This window comes from Mixta sp. BE291 (assembly GCF_031457955.1).
Classification (GTDB): Bacteria; Pseudomonadota; Gammaproteobacteria; order Enterobacterales; family Enterobacteriaceae; genus Mixta.
In genome coordinates this window covers 1-16,492 of record NZ_JAVDXN010000001.1, presented here as the reverse complement: position 1 = coordinate 16,492, position 16,492 = coordinate 1, and the positions used below count along the sequence as shown (strand labels likewise).

Sequence of the window (16,492 nt, the reverse complement as noted above, 5' to 3'; positions counted from 1 at the left end):
TTAATAACGCTATTGCTTTTCAATCGCCTCCATCAGAGCAACCAGCAGAAAAATGCAGCCCTGGAAAAAATAATAGGCTCATATCCCGCCCGCAATTAATAACGCAACACTTTCTCGCTTTTTATCATAACTTTCTCTTACGCACTTCTTTAACGTCATTAAAGTTATTATTCTGTGTTCGGTTAATGCAACATTACCTTAGCAATAAAGAATATTAACCAGAAAAAGCGTTATTACTTCTCTACCTCAACCCGATAAAGGAAATATCATGAACAAAGTCACCACGCTATCCTGCGCACTCTCGCTGCTGGCTATGCTGCCCGGCTCGCTGGCCGCCGCACCAACCGCAGAAATAAAAATAATCGGCACCATTGTGCCTTCCGCCTGCCAGCTCGCCCTGACGAATAACGGCCTGCTTGATTATGGCAAAATTGCTGCGTCCAGCCTGAAAAAAGATGCCTTTACGCCGCTTGGAGCATTGGACATGAACATTAATATTACCTGCGATGCCCCCATGCGCGTCGCTATTATCGCGAAATCGGGACGCGGAGCCAGCGCGGTAAATAAAGAGGGGGGCTTGGGCGAGATGGTGGATCCCGGTATCACGTTGGGCGGAATTAGCCCCGGTAAGGCTATTGCCGCCGGGCTGGGCGTGCATAATGGCGTCGGTATAGGCGGCTATGCAATGGCGATCCTTCCTGCTTCTCATGAGGCGGATAATAAACCCGCCAGGCTGTTAGCCTCAAGCGATGCTTCTGGCTGGGCGGTGGCAAATATCAGGCAACCTCTGCTTTATGAAAAAACATCCTATTTCAGCTGGACAAACGATGGTAAACAGCCCACCAGTCATACCGTTTTTACAGGAGGAATTTCTGTTCAAGCCTATATAAACAAAACCTCTGAGCTGGATGTGAGTAAAGAAGTGAAGCTGGATGGCCTGGCAACGCTGGAACTGATCTATCTGTAATCGCATAGCAGACCGGCGCTGTTCTCCGGTCTGCTGCTGGTCACGACGCGGCGGTTTCCGCCGCTGTTCAGGGATGAAAATGATGAAACTTACGGCTTATGGCCTGGCTGCCATTATTGCGCTAATGCTGCTCTCCACCAGCGCGCTGGCCACCGGCATTCAGCCGGAAACCTCGGTAGTGATCGTGGAAGAAAGCGACGGCGAAGGGGCCATCAATCTGAAAAATGACGATCCCTTTCCGCTGCTGCTGCTGACAACCTTGCAGGATGTTGAACAGCAGCAGGAAAAATTGCTGAGCGTCCTGCCGCCGGTGGCGCGCGTGGAACCCGGTAAAGTCCAGCGTATACGCTTTATCGTTACCGCTAAAGCGCCGCTTAAAACCGAACGCCTGATGCGCGTGGTTTTTGAGGGGGTGCCTCCCCAGCAGAAAGATAAAAACCAGGTGCGCCTGACGGTGCGCCAGAATCTGCCGGTAATTATCCGCCCTGCGGGCCTGCCACCCGATGACGCGCCCTGGAAACGGCTGGAATGGCGCTTTCACAATGGTCAGCTGAGCGTTAATAACCCCTCCCCCTACGTTATTCGTCTTGAGCAACGCGTTATCGCGCTGCCGCAACGTGCCGACTGGCAGCTGAACCATCCCTATATTCTGCCGGGGCAGCGGTTAACCTTAAGCCGCCAGGCGCCGCAGCAAAGCGGCACACCCCGTGCCGTTCGCCTCGCGCCCGCAACGATGTGGGGATACAGCGCCGAAAATTATGAAGCGCCGCTGGTGCCCTGAGACAGGCAATGCCGCACGGGCACGGCTGGCGACGCTCCTTGCTGCTGGCGGCGATGGCCTGCGCTGAGGCAGCCGGCGCGGCCTCTAACATGGCGCATAGCGACGATATTATCTTCGATAGCGGCCTGCTCAGCGGACGCGGCGTGGATCCTCAGATAGCAGAACTGTTCCGCCACGCGCCGCGTTTTATGCCCGGCGTTACGGCCGTTCAGCTGACTGTCAACGGTGAGGCACGCGGCATGGTGCAGGTTAAGTTTGATGATCAGGGCACGCTATGCGCCGACCGCACCTTTATGCAGCAGGCAGGGCTGCATATTCCCTCTGATTACGACGAGGATATCGCCTGTTTCGACCTGCGCCGTGCCTGGCCCAGAGCCGCCGTTCATCCTGAGCCGGGCGAGGGAAAGATTCGGCTGCTGGTGCCAACTGAAGCGCTCAGCCCGGCGGCGCAAACGGACAGTTGGCAGCATGGCGGCGTCGCGGGCATGCTCAATTATGATGCGCAATATCAGCACTCAGCAGGCAACGGCAACAGCGCCGATTACATCCGGCTCGGCACCGAGGCGGGATTCAACGCAGGCGATTGGATCCTGCGCAGCCGCCAGTTCTTTGCCGAGTTCAGCGGCAAGAAAAACATCACGCACGATGCGATCTATGCGCAGCGCACCTTTACCAGGCAGCAAAAAGTTATCCAGATTGGTCAGATCGGCCTGGGTGGTACGCTGCTCGGCGGTGGTCAGGTACTGGGATTGCACGTTTTCCCTGAATCTGCCCTGCTCGCGGAGCCAGCGGGTGCCGGGCGGGTCGAGGGCGTAGCGGAGAGCGAGTCGGTGGTGGAGGTCAGGCAGTCCGGCATGCTGATTTACAGCACTACCCTGCCCGCAGGCCCTTTCCTGCTCAGCGGATTGCCGCTGCTTAACACGCGCAGCGATTTGGAGGTAACGTTGACTGACAGCAGCGCTCAGCGGCGAGCGTTTACCGTGCCCGCCGCCGCCCTGCAGGCTTACGCTCCGCAGGCCGTGTCTGGTCTGCGGTTTGGCGCGGGTCGCCTTACGCAACAAAGCGGCAGCTCGCCGCTGGTAGGTTTGCTGGAAAACGGCTGGCTGCTCGCGCCGCAAACCAGCGTTACCGCAGGTCTGTCAGGCGCGCGTTTTTATCAGGCCGGGGCGCTAAAAGTGGATACGCAGCTTTTCAGGCTGGCCCGGCTTGGTCTACAGGGCATCATGGCGCAGGATAGCGCGCACGGCAGCAGCGGGATACTGCTCTCTACCTATCTCAGTCGCCAGCTGAATCCGCAGTTAAGCATCAATATCAGCGGACGCCAACAAACCTCCGGCTACCGCGAGCTGAGCGAGGCGCTACAGCCGGAAGCGCGCAGCAAGGCGAGCGAGCAGGCGCGTAATCACTATCAATGGGGTACCGGTATCAGCTGGCTGGCTAATCCGGCAGGCATGTTCTCTTTCTCCTGGGCGCAGAGCACGGCGTTTAGCGGCAAACGCAGCAATTATCTGCGCGGCAGCTGGGGCTATCAGTACGCAAAGGCCAATCTTAGCCTGAGCGTGGAACAGAGCAGCGCCCAGGGGGATAAAAAAGAAACCCGGCTCTACTTTTTACTGACGCTGCCGCTGCGTGATCAGCACAGCCTCAGCACAACCCTGAGCGCCTCAGGGCAACATATCCGTAGCGGCCTGCGCTACAGCGGCCGCAGCCGCCAGGGAGAAAGCTGGAGCCTGGCCAGCGACTGGGATCAACAAAGCAGGGTGACCTCAGTAAGCGGCGGCATCAACGCGCTAACCAGAACCAGTCAGCTGAGCGCGACGCTTAGCCGCAACAGTCAGCACTTTACCAGTTGGTCAGCCGCCGCCAGTGGCGCAGTGGTTATCCATCGGGATGGCTTTACGCTCTCGCCTTATGCGCTGTCCGATACGTTTGCCATTGGTCGCGTAGGCGAAGAGCGCGGCGTACGATTTGATACGCCAGCAGGCCCGGTCTGGACAGACGGACGCGGTTTTGCCGTATTGCCGGGACTGAGCGGCTACCGCCGCGTCGGTATTCAAATTGATACCCGTACGCTGGGGAAAAAAATAGATATTGGCAATGCCTGGCAGGAGCTTGAGTTAGCGCGCGGCGCTGTCGGACGGCTTGATTTTGCCGTGATCCGCACCCGCCGCGTCCTGATTGAGGCAAAACGGCCGGACGGCGCTGCTCTGCCCTATGGCGCCAGCGTCTTTGCTGAGGACGGAACGCTGGTGACCGTCGTCGGTGAAGCAGGCGCAACGTTCATCCCCAATGCCGCGCCCGATATGCAACTGGAGGTGCAAATGGCGGGTAAGAAACTCTGCGCGATGACGTTGGCCTTACCGCAGGAACCCGCTGCTGCACTTCTGTATGAAACCGCCACGGCAACCTGCCGGTAAGGAGAGCTATGCTGGTTTTGCGAAAATGGCGGCTGGCACTGTTAAGCGTTTTTTTTGTTACGGCTCCCTTTGCGCTCGCCCAGCGCACGGAAACCACTCGTCTCTCTTCAGAGCAGCAGTGTGGGCTATTTATCAGCAGACCGGTGATTGATTACGGCTCCATGTCGCGCGGCCAGCTACGTCTGCTGCCGTACGGAACATTCAGCCCCGGCAGGCAAGCGCTGAGGCTAAGCGTGACCTGTCCCTCTTCTCGCCTGATAAAGCTGGAAGTAACAGGACAACGCGGCGTAGAGGGCCGTTTGCGCTACGGCGTGCACGGGTTCGTCAGGCTGCGGCTGATGGATATCCAGCTTGATGGAAAACCCGTTGTGTTGCAGCCTCTAACGCCTGCGGGAATAGCGACAACGGACGCGGATCGGCGCCCTTTTCTGCTGCCGGGAGAGCAACGTGTCCCGGTACGGCAGGGAGAACAGATCGAAAGAAAAAACCTGACGGCGCGACTGGAAATTGAGCCGGTGATGGCAGCAGCGGATCTGCGAGGCAATCGTCCGCACACCAGCGAGGCGCGGTTAACGCTGACGGTTATTGATTAAAACGCGAATGCTTCAGCGTTAAAAAACTGCATCTGCGTTGCGCGCAACGTTCAGATGCAGTGGGTCACGATGTTTCTTATCTCAGAGGATAGGCGATGGCGGTTGAGCGCAAGCGTTAACCGCGACGCGCTTTTACCGCAGCCGCCAGCTGGCGCAACACATTTTCCGTGTCTTCCCAGCCGATGCAGGCATCGGTTACGCTCTGGCCGTAAACCAGCGGCTCGCCGCTTTCCAGGCTCTGATTGCCTTCCACCAGATGGCTTTCGATCATCACGCCGATAATGCCCTGCTCGCCGCCGCTAATCTGCTGCGCGACATCATCAGCCACCACCATTTGACGCTGGAATTGCTTGCTGCTGTTGGCATGGCTGAAATCGATCATTACCTGCGCGGGCAGGCCCGCTTTTTCCAGCCCTGTTTTCACCGCGCTGACATGCTGTGCGCTGTAGTTTGGCTCTTTACCGCCGCGCAGAATAATATGGCAGTCGCCGTTACCGCTGGTTTCAACAATCGCCGAATGACCATATTTCGTCACCGACAGGAAGCAGTGCGGCGATCCGGCAGCATTAATCGCATCAATCGCCACCTTACTGGTGCCGTCAGTGCCGTTTTTAAAGCCCACCGGGCAAGAGAGGCCAGAAGCCAGCTCACGATGCACCTGCGATTCGGTAGTGCGTGCGCCAATTGCGCCCCAGCTCATCAGGTCAGCCAGATATTGCGGCGTGATCATATCCAGAAACTCGCCTGCCGTCGGCAGACCAGTGTCGTTGATATCCAGCAGCAGCTTACGCGCCATGCGCAGGCCGTCATTGATCTGAAAGCTGCCATCCATCAGCGGATCGTTAATCAGCCCTTTCCAGCCGACCGTGGTACGCGGCTTTTCAAAATAGACGCGCATCACCACTTCTAACTCGCCGCTTAGCGCTTCGCGCAGCGTTAACAGGCGAGCGGCATATTCTGTGGCCGCGTCAACATCATGAATCGAGCAGGGACCGAGCACCACCAGCAGGCGGTCATCTTCATTTTTCAGAATTTTGTGAATCGCCCGACGAGAGGCGGCAACGGTCGCAGCGGCTTTTTCCGTAGCGGGAAATTTTTCCAGCAGCGCAACCGGGGGAAGTAATTCTTTTATCTCTTTGATTCTTAAATCATCATTCTGGTAATTCATAAGCTATCCATTTTATTTTTGCCTGGCCTGCAGCGGGCACAACCTGCCCAATTTATCCCGTCACTGCCGCGCTGTAAATCGCGTTTCCGTTCGCGAAGCGCGTTCGAGATTTGCGTTTCTTTGGTTCCTTACTACACTTTTAACCGTTAGTTCTTAAAAAATTATTATTTTCATCACATGTTTTCGTCATACGTTGATGTGGCGATATATTGTTTCGCCCTTATGAAAAGATGATTTAAAGGTTCTATCCGATTTCCAGCAACTATCAATAATTAACGGGAGCATAATTATGAATAAGTTTGCAATTGCAATTCTGACAGCAGCAATGACTCTGGGTAGCGGCGCCGCACTGGCCGCAGAAGGAGGAAACAACGGCACAGCGAACCAGGCAGCGGATGCAGGCGCGGTAGCTCCAGGCGCAAAAGAGAATCTGCCGCCGAATAATGTTGATAACAGCCAGATTAATAATTCCGGCATCAACAGTAATACCAGCAGCACGCCAACGGCGGGCAGCAACGGCATGAGTGCCGATCAAATGGATAAAAATGCGCAGTGTAAAGACGGTAAATGCCCTAACATCAACGAAAAAGTTGAGACCCAGCAGGGCGGCGGTGATGTAGACCGTAAAACCGACGGCACGTCGCAATAACATAACGCCTTCAGGTGAATAAATAAGAGAGAGCTACGGCTCTCTTTTATTTTATCTGGCGTCTGACGCCCTTTACCGTTATTCCCTTCGCTTTCCGCCACGGTTTTACCGCTTTATCGCCTGCTGGTCATTGCTTCCATTACGGTTTTCGCTATGCTAAAGCGCTGTAATAAAGCAAATAAGAACCATTGAAAAAGCTATGGCGCATCTGTTACTTATTGACGATCATCCGCTGGTGCAGGTTGCGCTGGAGGCCGCTCTGGCGACGGCGCCAATCACCTTAACCCTGACGGCAGTGGATAACGAGCCTGCCGCGTTTCAGGCTTTGCAGCAGCGGCTTCCGCAGCTGGTTATCCTCGATATCAGCCTGCCAGACAGTAACGGGCTGGAGATGCTCAAGCTGATCAGGCGGCGCTTCCCTGACCTGCCGGTGCTGATCTATTCCGCGCAAACCGAACGCCTCTATATGCAGATGGCACAGGCGGCCGGTGCGGCTGGCTATATTGTTAAAAGTCAGAGCATGCCGCAGCTGCTTAGCGCGATTCTGGCGGTACTGGGCGGCAAGCGCGTTTTCGCCGCCGATATTGCCGACAGCGGCGCGCTGCCGTTAACCGGCAAAGAGCAGCAGGTACTCTCGCTGCTGGCGCAGGGGCTGTCTAACCTGCAAATTGCCCAGCAGCTGCATATCAGCAATAAAACGGTCAGCACCCATAAAAAGAACATTCTGGAGAAAACCGGAGCCCATTCCGTGCTGGATCTCGCCGCGTTATGGAAAGCACAACAATAGCGCGCCTGCTGCTGCTGCTGGCGCTGCTGTTCAGTGCCCAGGCAAACGCCGTGTGGCGGCCAGTCAGCAGTATGCCGCTGCCACAGGAGCTGATGATGCCGGGCGGCGAAATGCTGCCCTGGCAGGGGAAAACGCTGCGCGTCGGGGTGTTGCAGGCCAGCAGCGCGCCGTGGAACATGTTTGTCGGTCAGGATCTTTACGGCATCAACGCCGACTATCTGGTGGCGCTCGGCAATCTCACTGGCGCACGCTTTGCTATCAGCAGCTATCCCACTAACGCCGCGCTGCTGGATGCGCTGCGTCAGGGCAAGGAAGATCTTGCGTTTGGCATACCGCAACAGGCGATCGCCGACGATCTTTATGCCACGCGTCCCTGGTTTACCACGCCGCTACGCATCTATCGCAGCCGCCAGAACCATCGCCCGGTAATGTTCAATTCGCAGGAAGCGCGCATTGCCGTGAGCGCCAGCACGCTGCAGCAGGTGAGTCCCGACTTCGCCCATCTTCATCGCTGGGCCACTTACAGCAGTGATTTGCAGGCGCTCTATACCCTGTTTAATCGGCAAAATGATTATGTGGTGGCGGATGAAACCAGCGCCGGTTTTCTGCTCAGCCAGCTTCAGCAGGGCGAGATTTATCAAATCGCCTCCACGCTTGACCCCGGCGAGCTTAGCCTGTACGCCGTGACGCCGCAGGCGGCGCTGCGCGATGCGCTGAATCAGGCGATTCGTCAGCTACCGGTTGAAGTAATTAACGGTATTCAGAGTCGCTGGAGCATGCAGCTGCCGCGCTATTCCGATACTAATACGCTGCATCTTACCGCGATGGAAAAAGCGTGGCTGGCGCAGCATCCACAGGTGGTTTACAGCGCGCTGGCGGATAACTATCCCTGGAGTTATCGCAGTGCCAGCGGTGAAGCGCGCGGTTACAGCGTCGATTTGCTGAATGCGATTGGACAAAGTACCGGGCTGCGCTTTACGCCGCTGTGGGTCAATAATCCGCAGCAGGCGCGGGAACGCGTCGCCACCGGTCAGGCGTTGATTGAGCTGGTGCAGCCGCTAACCGGCAGCAATGGGATGGAGAGCAGCACGCTTCCGGTATGGCGCGCGCTTTGGGGCGTTTATGTTGGGACGCTGTCGCCTGGCGTGACGCGCTGGCAAGATTTACAGGGTAAACGCGTGGGGATCCGACGCGGCGATCTCGCGCGCCAGCTGCTTCCTGCCGGACTGACCGTACAGCCCTTCGACGATGGGCCTTCGCTCTATAATGCGCTGGCCAACGGGCAGCTGGATGCGGTGGTGGATAATGTGCTGTCGGCACGCTGGCTGATACAGAGCCGCTATGGCGAGGCGGTGCGCTTCGCCTTTGCCGCCAGCGATATCGCCTGGCCCATCGCCATGGGCGTCAGCCAGCAGCAGCCGCTGCTGCGCGCTATTCTGGATAAAGGATTACAGCAGATCCCGCCCGATACTCAGCAGCGCATGCGCGCCGCCTGGAGCAATGAAAATCAGCCCGGCGGCGCGGAACGCGGCGCGATGCATCCGCTGATCATGGTGCTGCTGATGGTGGCGCTGGCGGCCATTGTGCTGTTGCTGGCGCTGCTGGTGCGCCGCTGGCGGCAACAGCGCCAGGAGGCGCGGCAGCGTTTGCAGCTGGAGCAGGAGCGCGAAGCGGCAGAACAGGCCAACCGCATGAAGAGTCAGTTTATCGCCAGCGTCAGCCATGAGCTGCGTACGCCGATGCAGGCGATCCTCGGCCTGCTGGAACTGGAGCTGGCCCACCAGCGGCAAACGGGCAATCTGTCATTGATTCACAGCAGCGCGACCTCGCTGATGACGCTATTGAACGATCTGCAAGATCATGCGCGCATCGAAAACAATACCTTTAGCCTGCAGCCCACGCCGCTGGATCTACAGCGCTGGCTGGACGATCTTTCCCGCTTTTGGTCGCCTTTGATGCGTGCCGACGGCCCACATTTTAGCGTGAAGGCGCTCTCTGCCCTGCCCCAGCGCGTGTTGCTGGATGGCGGCCGCCTGCAGCAGATCGCCACTAACCTTATCAGCAATGCAGTGAAGTTTACCGCTCACGGCACCGTTACCCTGACGCTGAGCGCCAGCGACGATCGGCTTACGCTCTGCGTTAGCGATAGCGGCAGCGGTATTCCGTTACATGAGCAGGCGCGGCTGTTTGAACCCTGGTATCAGACGCCGTCAGGACGTTCCCGCTCGGTTCAGGGGAGCGGACTGGGCCTGTCGATTTGTCGTGAAATTGCGCGGCGCATGGGTGGCGATATCGCTCTGCACTCGGCGCCGGGCCAGGGCACGCGGGTAACGGTGACGCTTCCACTCACCCTGACCAGCGAAGCACCGCTTATTACCGCATCCGCCGCCGAAGAGCGCCCGGACTTTCAGCATGTGAAGGTGGCGGTTGTTGACGACCATCCCACCAATTTGCTGGTTATTCAGCAGCAGCTCAGTTGGCTGGGTGCGCAGGTTGAGGTATTTGCTGAAGGGCGAGCGCTGTTGCGGGCGGCAGAACAGACCCGCTTCGATATTATTTTGATCGATTACAATATGCCGCATCCTGATGGCCCAACGGTGGCGCGCATTTTACGCCGCCGTGAGCGGCGGGCAGCAAAACGCACGCGGCTGATCTTCTGTAGCGCCGATGTGCAGCTGCTTCAGCAGCCCGCCGCCTGGCGCGCAGCGGACGAGGTGATGCTAAAACCGGTCAGCCTGAGTGCGCTACGCGCCGCGTTAAGCGACCTGCCGCCCACAGAGGCGCAGGACGGGCTGGCGCAGCAGCTCTGGCAGCTGGCCAATCAGGATGCATCCTTTTTGCCGCGCATCATTGCTACGCTGCGCCGGACGTTGCAGGAAGATAGCGAGGCCATTCAGCAGGCGCTTAAGCAACCGGCGTGGACACAGCTGGAGAAGAGCGCTCACCGTATGAAAGGCAGCTGGCTGCTGTTAGGCATAGCCGAAGGCGAGCAGCTTTGTCAGCGGTTAGGCGCTCAGGCGCAGGCACGGCAGGATTGCAGGGAAACAGGCCATTTACTGTTATTATTAACCCAGGATTTATTAGCCAGACTGGAAACCTATGACGCATCAACATTCGCACACGGAACATGACGGCAACCGCTCGCGGTTGCTCGCTGCCTTTATTGTGACCGCCCTGTTTATGCTGGCAGAAGTGGCGGGCGGCCTGATCTCCGGCTCGCTGGCGCTGCTGGCTGATGCCGGGCATATGCTGACCGATGCCGCCGCGCTGCTGATGGCGCTGTTGGCTGTACAGTTTGCGCAGCGCAAGCCGAACGCCAGCCATACCTTTGGCTGGCTACGCCTGACCACGCTGGCCGCTTTCGTTAACGCTATCGCGCTGTTTGTGATCACCGTGCTGATTGTCTGGGAGGCGGTGCAGCGCTTTTATCAGCCGCAGCCGGTTGCCAGCGGAATGATGCTGGTTATTGCCGTCGGGGGCCTGCTGGCTAACCTGCTTTCGTTCTGGCTGCTGCATCGCGGCAGCGGCGAAAGCAATCTGAACGTGCGGGCGGCGGCGCTGCATGTGCTGGGCGATCTGCTTGGTTCAGTGGGCGCGATCGTCGCCGCATTGATTATTATGTTTACTGGCTGGACGCCCATCGATCCCATTTTATCGCTGGTGGTCTCGGCGCTGGTGCTGCGCAGCGCATGGGCGTTGCTGAAAGAGAGCCTGCATGAGTTGCTGGAGGGCGCGCCTGCGGCGATCGATGCAGACAAGCTGAAGCGCGATCTAACGCTGAATATCCCGGAAGTGCGTAATGTGCATCATGTTCATCTTTGGCTGGTGGGCGAAAAGCCGATTGTGACGCTGCATGTTCATGTGGTGCCGCCGTACGATCACGATGCCCTGCTGCAACGTATCCATCACTATCTGCATCAACGCTATCAGATTGCTCACGCCACGGTACAGATGGAATATCAAGCTTGTGAAGGGGAAGATTGCGGCCTGACGCTGGGCGCGCCGTCGCACGCCCATCATCATCACCATCATCATTAATGTTTCAGGCGCGCGTCTGATGCTGACGCGCGCTTTTGATCCACAGCCAGCTGCCGTTCAACGCAATCAGCGTTAAAATCAGGTATTCCAGCGACATCGCGTATACGCCCTGGCGGGCAAAAATCCACACGCTGATCACATCAATAACCACCCACAGCAGCCAGTTCTCGACATATTTCCGCGTCATCAAAATCATCGCCACAATCGATAACACCATCATGGTGGAATCCCAGAACGGGAAAGCGTCAGGCTGCAGTTCCGGCATGGTGACCTGTAACCCCAGCGTCTGCATCAGCATCACCGCCAGCTCGGTAAGAAAGGCAAACACCGGATCGATCCACAGCGTCATCAAAGCAATCGCCACCAGACTGCCCACGCCCCAGCCCAGCGCTTTTTTGCGTGGCAGCCAGCGGATTTGCAGCGCTGCCCGATCGCCCTCCTGGCGACTCCAGGCATACCAGCCGTAGAGATTGGCGGCAAAGAAAAACAGCTGCAGCAGCAGGCTGGCGTAAAGCTGAATCTGGAAAAAGATAATGGCGAACAGCGTGACGTTAATCAGCCCGAAGAGGTAATTAATGATTTTTTCCCGACTCGCCAGCCAGATACACAGCAGGCCCGCCAGGGTGCCGATCGCCTCAATCCATGATAAGTCGTAGCCGCCTTTACCCAGCGGTATGTGAACCAGAATGTTTTGCGTGCTGAAAAAATCCATATTGGCACCTTAAGTAAGCCGTTCAGGCATTACCCTTGACGTTAAGTTTACGTTCCGCTGCAAAAGATAGCATACGGTTCAGCGGCAGTAGCGCCCGCCCGCGCAGCGCGCTATCCACCTGAATTTCATGCGCCTGACCGCCCTGCTCCAGCCCGTCTGCAATCGCCTGCAGGCTATTCATCGCCATCCACGGACAGTGCGCGCAGCTGCGACAGGTCGCGCCTTCGCCCGCGGTCGGCGCTGCCAGCAGTTCTTTTTCCGGCACCGCCTGCTGCATCTTATAGAAAATCCCGCGATCGGTAGCCACGATCATTTGCGGATGCGGCAAGTTTTTTGCTGCCTGGATCAGCTGGCTGGTAGAGCCCACGGCATCGGCCAGCGCCACAATCTCCTGCGGCGACTCCGGGTGAACCAGCACCGCCGCCTGCGGATAAAGCGCTTTCATCTGCCGAAGCGCCTGGGTTTTAAACTCATCGTGCACGATGCAGGCGCCTTGCCAGCACAGCACATCGGCTCCGGTTTGCTGCTGCACATAACGCCCGAGATGACGGTCCGGCGCCCACAGAATTTTTTCCCCAAGGCTGTCAAGGTGCTCGATCAGCTCAACGGCAATGCTGGAGGTGACCACCCAGTCAGCGCGCGCTTTTACCGCCGCTGAAGTATTAGCATAAACCACCACGGTGCGGTCAGGATGCTGGTCGCAAAAGGCATTGAATTCGTCAATCGGGCAGCCGAGATCCAGCGAGCATTCCGCACTGAGGGTTGGCATCAGAATCGTTTTTTCCGGGCTGAGGATTTTCGCCGTTTCGCCCATAAAGCGCACGCCAGCGACCAGCAGCGTTGAAGCGGGATGGGTGCTGCCGAAACGCGCCATTTCCAGCGAGTCGGCAACGCAGCCGCCGGTCTCTTCCGCCAGCGCCTGAATTTCCGGATCGGTATAGTAATGCGCCACCATAACCGCATTGCGTTCGCGCAGCAGGCGTTTAATCTTAGTGCGATAGTACTGCTTCTCATCAGCGGAGAGACGGCCCGGCTTGGGCGGGAAAGGATAAATGTCATTGAAATCGGACAACAGGCTCATTCAGCGCTCTCGTTTTATCAACTTAACTTATTTGGCCTTGTTAAGGGTGTTAAACGCTTTAAAAGGCGATATATGTTTTCTATGCTAAACAAGATAATGGAAAACGAGGCCGCTGTCGCGCATTTTTCGCGGCGCGCGCTGCAAGCGTCGCGCCACCCTTGTTACTGGCTCAGCAGGTCAGGCTTTTCAATCGCCAGCAGAAAGGCTTTCGCCTCCAGCCCGCCAGCAAAACCGGTCAGCTTGCCGTTAGCACCGATTACCCGATGACAGGGCGCAATAATAGAAACAGGATTTCTGCCGTTGGCAGCGCCCACCGCCCTTACCGCCGCAGGATGGCCTATCGCCCGCGCGATTTCAGCGTAGCTGCGCGTTTCGCCATAGGGAATCGCCACCAGCGCCTGCCAGACCTTTTTCTGAAATTCGGTACCGACAAAATCGAGCGGCACGGTGAATTGCCGTAGCTCGCCGTTAAAGTAGGCGTTAAGCTGCCGCTCCGCTTCCAGCAGCAAGGGGTGCTGCGGATCTTCCGTAACCGGCGTCAGCCGAAAGCGCCGCAATTCCTCAGGCCACAGCACCGCCGCCAGGCCGCGCTCGCTGGCGAATAAGGTTAATTCCCCCACCGGCGACGCCATTTTTTTGCTGTAATAGCTCATATTTTTTCTCCGTTCTCCTGCACATTCTGCTTATTATCACGCTTTTTTACGCGCTGACCGGCTGTTTTCGGTCAACGCAGCAAAAAATATCCCTGTCCGAAAACAGCGAGTTTTATCCCGCTTCTGCGCTTAAGATAAGATTCATGACCCGCAGCGGAGCAAGACGATGATCAATGACGATACTGCTTATCAAGCCCTGACCTCGAAAGATACGCGCTTTGACGGCCTGTTTTATGTCGGCGTCACCTCCACTGGCATCTACTGTCGTCCTGTTTGTCCGGTGAAAGCCCCGCGTCGGGAAAACTGCCTGTTTTTTGCCAGCGCTGAAGCGGCGGAAAAAGCCGCTTTTCGCCCCTGCCTGCGCTGCCGCCCTGAACTGGCACCAGGTAACGCGCCGGTTGATCATGTTCATCGCGTCACCGAACTGCTGTTACAGCGTATTGATGAGGGCATGCTCGACGACGTAAACAGCCTGGAAGAGGTCGCCGCCTGGTTCCATCTTAGCCTGCGTCAGCTACGCCGCATCGTCCAGCAGGAGCTGGGCGTTTCGCCGCTTGAACTGAAACAGACGCGCCGCCTGCTGCTGGCTAAGCAGCTGCTGACCGAAACGCGCCTGCCGATTACCGAGATCGCTTTCGCCAGCGGCTTTAGCAGCCTGCGCCGCTTCAACGATGTGTTTAATGCACGCTATCGTATGCCGCCCAGCCGCCTGCGTAAAGAAGCCGCGAACGGAGAAAAAGCGCTGAACCATCTGGATTCATCGACGTTATTACTGAGCTATCGACCGCCCTATAACTGGCAAACCATGCTTGATTTCCTGCGGCTGCGCGCGTTGAAGAATGTCGAGTGGGTTGATGACAACCGCTATCTCAGGACCGTGCAGCTGGGACGCTATCGCGGCTGGATTTGCGTGACGCATGTTGCGCAGAAAAATGCGCTACAGGTAGAGTTTTCCCACGCGCTGACCGGCGCGCTGCCCGCGCTGCTGCGTCGCCTGCGTAACTTATTCGACCTTAATGCGCACCCGCAGTGCATTGACGAACATTTGCGTCAGGATCCCTTGCTCAGCGAGAGTATCGAACGCGATCCCGGCCTGCGCGTGCCGGGCGCATTTGACGGCTTTGAGATGACGGTACGCGCCGTGCTGGGCCAGCAGATTACGGTGAAGGCCGCGACCACGCTGGGCGGACGTTTTGTCAGCGCCTTTGGTGAAGCGTTTGCCACGCCCTTCCCTGAGCTTACCCGGCTCGCACCAACGCCGCAGCGTATTGCCGAAGCGAACGTTGACGAGATCGCCTGCCTGGGGATTGTCAGCGCACGGGCGCGCTCGATTCTGGCGCTGGCCGCCGGTTGTGCTGGCGGTGACCTGCAGCTGGATGCCTGTACCGATCCTGAAGCGATGATGCAGAAACTTAAGCAGCTGCCCGGCATTGGTGACTGGACGGCGGCCTATATCGCCATGCGCGCGCTACGCTGGCCGGACGCCTTCCCCGCTGGCGATATCGTGGTACGCAATAATCTGGGTAAAATAAGCGCGAAGCAGGCGGAGGTGCGCTCTGCGGCCTGGCAGCCGTGGCGTAGCTATGCGGTGATGCATATCTGGAAGAATTTAACGGCGAAGAAGTAAGGTGGCGCTGGCAACGGTCTCGCTACGCTCGGCCCGAACCTGCTAGCGTCTCATCCTGCCGATTTCGCATAGCAAAAAGGCGCCTTTAGGGCGCCTTTTTACATTGGTGGGTCGTGCAGGATAACTCGGCTTCGCCTCGCCCTTCGGGCCGTTGCCTGCGGCAACGTTGTCTCGCTGCGCTCGGCCCGAACCTGCTGCAGGTTCTCATCCTGCCGATTACGCATAGCAAAAAGGCGCCTTTAGGGCGCCTTTCTACACTGGTGGGTCGTGCAGGATAACTCGGCTTCGCCTCGCCCTTCGGGCCGTTGCCTGCGGCAACGTTGTCTCGCTGCGCTCGGCCCGAACCTGCTGCAGGTTCGCTTCCTGCCGATTTTGCATAGCAAAAAGGCGCCTTTAGGGCGCCTTTCTACATTGGTGGGTCGTGCAGGATTCGAACCTGCGACCAATTGATTAAAAGTCAACTGCTCTACCAACTGAGCTAACGACCCGATGGTGGGTGATGACGGGTTCGAACCGCCGACCCCCTCCTTGTAAGGGAGGTGCTCTACCAACTGAGCTAATCACCCGCAATGCGGTTACTGCTGTTAAGGAAAAAAACCTGGGTTCGCTTCCTGCCGATTTTACACCGGTTACTGCTTAACGCTTGGTGGGTCGTGCAGGATGACTCGGCTTACGCCTCGCCCTTCGGGCCGTTGCCGCTGGCAACGTTGTCTCGCTTACGCTCGACTCGAACCTGCTGCAGGTTCGCTTCCTGCCGATTTTACACCGGATACTGCTTAACGCTTGGTGGGTCGTGCAGGATTCGAACCTGCGACCAATTGATTAAAAGTCAACTGCTCTACCAACTGAGCTAACGACCCGCAATGCGGTTACTGCTGATAAGGAAAAAAACCTGGGTTCGCTTCCTGCCGATTTTACACCGGTTACTGCTTAACGCTTGGTGGGTCGTGCAGGATTCGAACCTGCGACCAATTGATTAAAAGTCAACTGCTCTACCAACTGAGCTAACGACCCGCAAT

The 16,492-nt window shown here is 57.5% G+C and carries 13 protein-coding genes, 4 tRNA genes and 3 other RNA genes; 9 read left to right on the top strand and 11 right to left on the bottom strand.

All coding sequences use genetic code 11. The annotated features are described in order from the left end of the window. The first annotated feature begins 268 nt into the window (after positions 1-268). The 4 genes from J2X14_RS00100 (at position 269) to J2X14_RS00085 (ending at position 4,758) form a co-directional block, all read left to right on the top strand. Positions 269-967: a DUF1120 domain-containing protein gene (locus J2X14_RS00100; protein ID WP_352409198.1), complete on the top strand. Its 699-nt coding sequence runs from the start codon at positions 269-271 to the stop codon at positions 965-967. An 82-nt stretch (positions 968-1,049) separates the two neighbouring features. Next, on the top strand, positions 1,050-1,748 hold the full coding sequence (locus tag J2X14_RS00095; RefSeq protein ID WP_502889953.1) for a fimbria/pilus chaperone family protein: 699 nt from the start codon (positions 1,050-1,052) through the stop codon (positions 1,746-1,748). A gap of 8 nt (positions 1,749-1,756) precedes the next feature. Beyond that, complete coding sequence (locus J2X14_RS00090; protein ID WP_352409196.1) at positions 1,757-4,165, top strand: fimbria/pilus outer membrane usher protein; 2,409 nt, start codon at positions 1,757-1,759, stop codon at positions 4,163-4,165. 8 nt (positions 4,166-4,173) lie between these two features. Further along, positions 4,174-4,758 (top strand): DUF1120 domain-containing protein, encoded by a 585-nt coding sequence (locus J2X14_RS00085; RefSeq protein WP_352409195.1) that lies wholly within the window; start codon positions 4,174-4,176, stop codon positions 4,756-4,758. A gap of 115 nt (positions 4,759-4,873) precedes the next feature. Here the strand turns inward: J2X14_RS00085 and aroG are convergent, their stop codons facing one another. Then, positions 4,874-5,926, bottom strand: a complete 1,053-nt coding sequence (gene aroG / locus J2X14_RS00080; protein ID WP_352409194.1) for a 3-deoxy-7-phosphoheptulonate synthase AroG — start codon at positions 5,924-5,926, stop codon at positions 4,874-4,876. A gap of 286 nt (positions 5,927-6,212) precedes the next feature. Between aroG and J2X14_RS00075 the strand changes: the two genes are divergently transcribed. The 4 genes from J2X14_RS00075 (at position 6,213) to zitB (ending at position 11,400) form a co-directional block, all read left to right on the top strand. Next, positions 6,213-6,575 carry a YbgS-like family protein gene (locus tag J2X14_RS00075; RefSeq protein ID WP_502889952.1) on the top strand — a complete coding sequence of 121 codons (363 nt, stop codon included), beginning with the start codon at positions 6,213-6,215 and terminating at the stop codon, positions 6,573-6,575. Positions 6,576-6,774: 199 nt separating this feature from the next. Next, entirely contained in the window at positions 6,775-7,362 is a 588-nt protein-coding gene (locus J2X14_RS00070; protein WP_352409192.1) for a response regulator, read from the top strand. Beyond that, entirely contained in the window at positions 7,344-10,493 is a 3,150-nt protein-coding gene (locus tag J2X14_RS00065) for an ATP-binding protein (RefSeq protein WP_352409191.1), read from the top strand. The genes J2X14_RS00070 and J2X14_RS00065 overlap by 19 nt, the downstream gene beginning before the upstream one ends. Continuing rightward, the gene (gene zitB / locus J2X14_RS00060; protein ID WP_352409190.1) at positions 10,462-11,400 is read left to right on the top strand and encodes a CDF family zinc transporter ZitB; all 939 of its coding nucleotides are present in this window, start codon (positions 10,462-10,464) and stop codon (positions 11,398-11,400) included. Before J2X14_RS00065 ends, zitB begins: the two co-directional genes overlap by 32 nt. A 4-nt stretch (positions 11,401-11,404) precedes the next feature. Here zitB and pnuC read toward each other — a convergent pair whose 3' ends face one another. The 3 genes from pnuC to J2X14_RS00045 all read right to left on the bottom strand — a co-directional run bounded on the left by pnuC (position 11,405) and on the right by J2X14_RS00045 (position 13,846). Next, entirely contained in the window at positions 11,405-12,112 is a 708-nt protein-coding gene (pnuC, locus tag J2X14_RS00055; RefSeq protein WP_352409189.1) for a nicotinamide riboside transporter PnuC, read from the bottom strand. 22 nt (positions 12,113-12,134) lie between these two features. Beyond that, positions 12,135-13,193 (bottom strand): quinolinate synthase NadA, encoded by a 1,059-nt coding sequence (nadA, locus tag J2X14_RS00050; RefSeq protein ID WP_352409188.1) that lies wholly within the window; start codon positions 13,191-13,193, stop codon positions 12,135-12,137. Positions 13,194-13,354: 161 nt separating this feature from the next. After that, positions 13,355-13,846 carry a methylated-DNA--[protein]-cysteine S-methyltransferase gene (locus J2X14_RS00045; RefSeq protein WP_352409187.1) on the bottom strand — a complete coding sequence of 164 codons (492 nt, stop codon included), beginning with the start codon at positions 13,844-13,846 and terminating at the stop codon, positions 13,355-13,357. 166 nt (positions 13,847-14,012) lie between these two features. Here J2X14_RS00045 and J2X14_RS00040 point away from each other — a divergent pair, with 166 nt between their 5' ends. Further along, a complete protein-coding gene (locus J2X14_RS00040; protein ID WP_352409186.1) occupies positions 14,013-15,473 on the top strand; it encodes an AlkA N-terminal domain-containing protein in 1,461 nt (486 codons plus the stop codon). A gap of 104 nt (positions 15,474-15,577) precedes the next feature. On the opposite strand, the gene J2X14_RS00035 is transcribed toward J2X14_RS00040, so the two are convergent. The 7 genes from J2X14_RS00035 to J2X14_RS00005 form a co-directional block, all read right to left on the bottom strand. Beyond that, positions 15,578-15,702: non-coding RNA, RtT sRNA (locus J2X14_RS00035), on the bottom strand. Between the two features lie 29 nt (positions 15,703-15,731). Then, positions 15,732-15,856, bottom strand: a non-coding RNA gene (locus tag J2X14_RS00030) — RtT sRNA. Positions 15,857-15,885: 29 nt separating this feature from the next. After that, positions 15,886-15,961: transfer RNA gene (locus J2X14_RS00025), tRNA-Lys, on the bottom strand. Positions 15,962-15,963: 2 nt separating this feature from the next. Further along, positions 15,964-16,039: transfer RNA gene (locus tag J2X14_RS00020), tRNA-Val, on the bottom strand. Between the two features lie 78 nt (positions 16,040-16,117). Next, positions 16,118-16,244, bottom strand: a non-coding RNA gene (locus J2X14_RS00015) — RtT sRNA. A gap of 13 nt (positions 16,245-16,257) precedes the next feature. Next, positions 16,258-16,333, bottom strand: a tRNA-Lys gene (locus tag J2X14_RS00010). Positions 16,334-16,411: 78 nt separating this feature from the next. After that, positions 16,412-16,487: transfer RNA gene (locus J2X14_RS00005), tRNA-Lys, on the bottom strand. Positions 16,488-16,492: the final 5 nt, after the last annotated feature.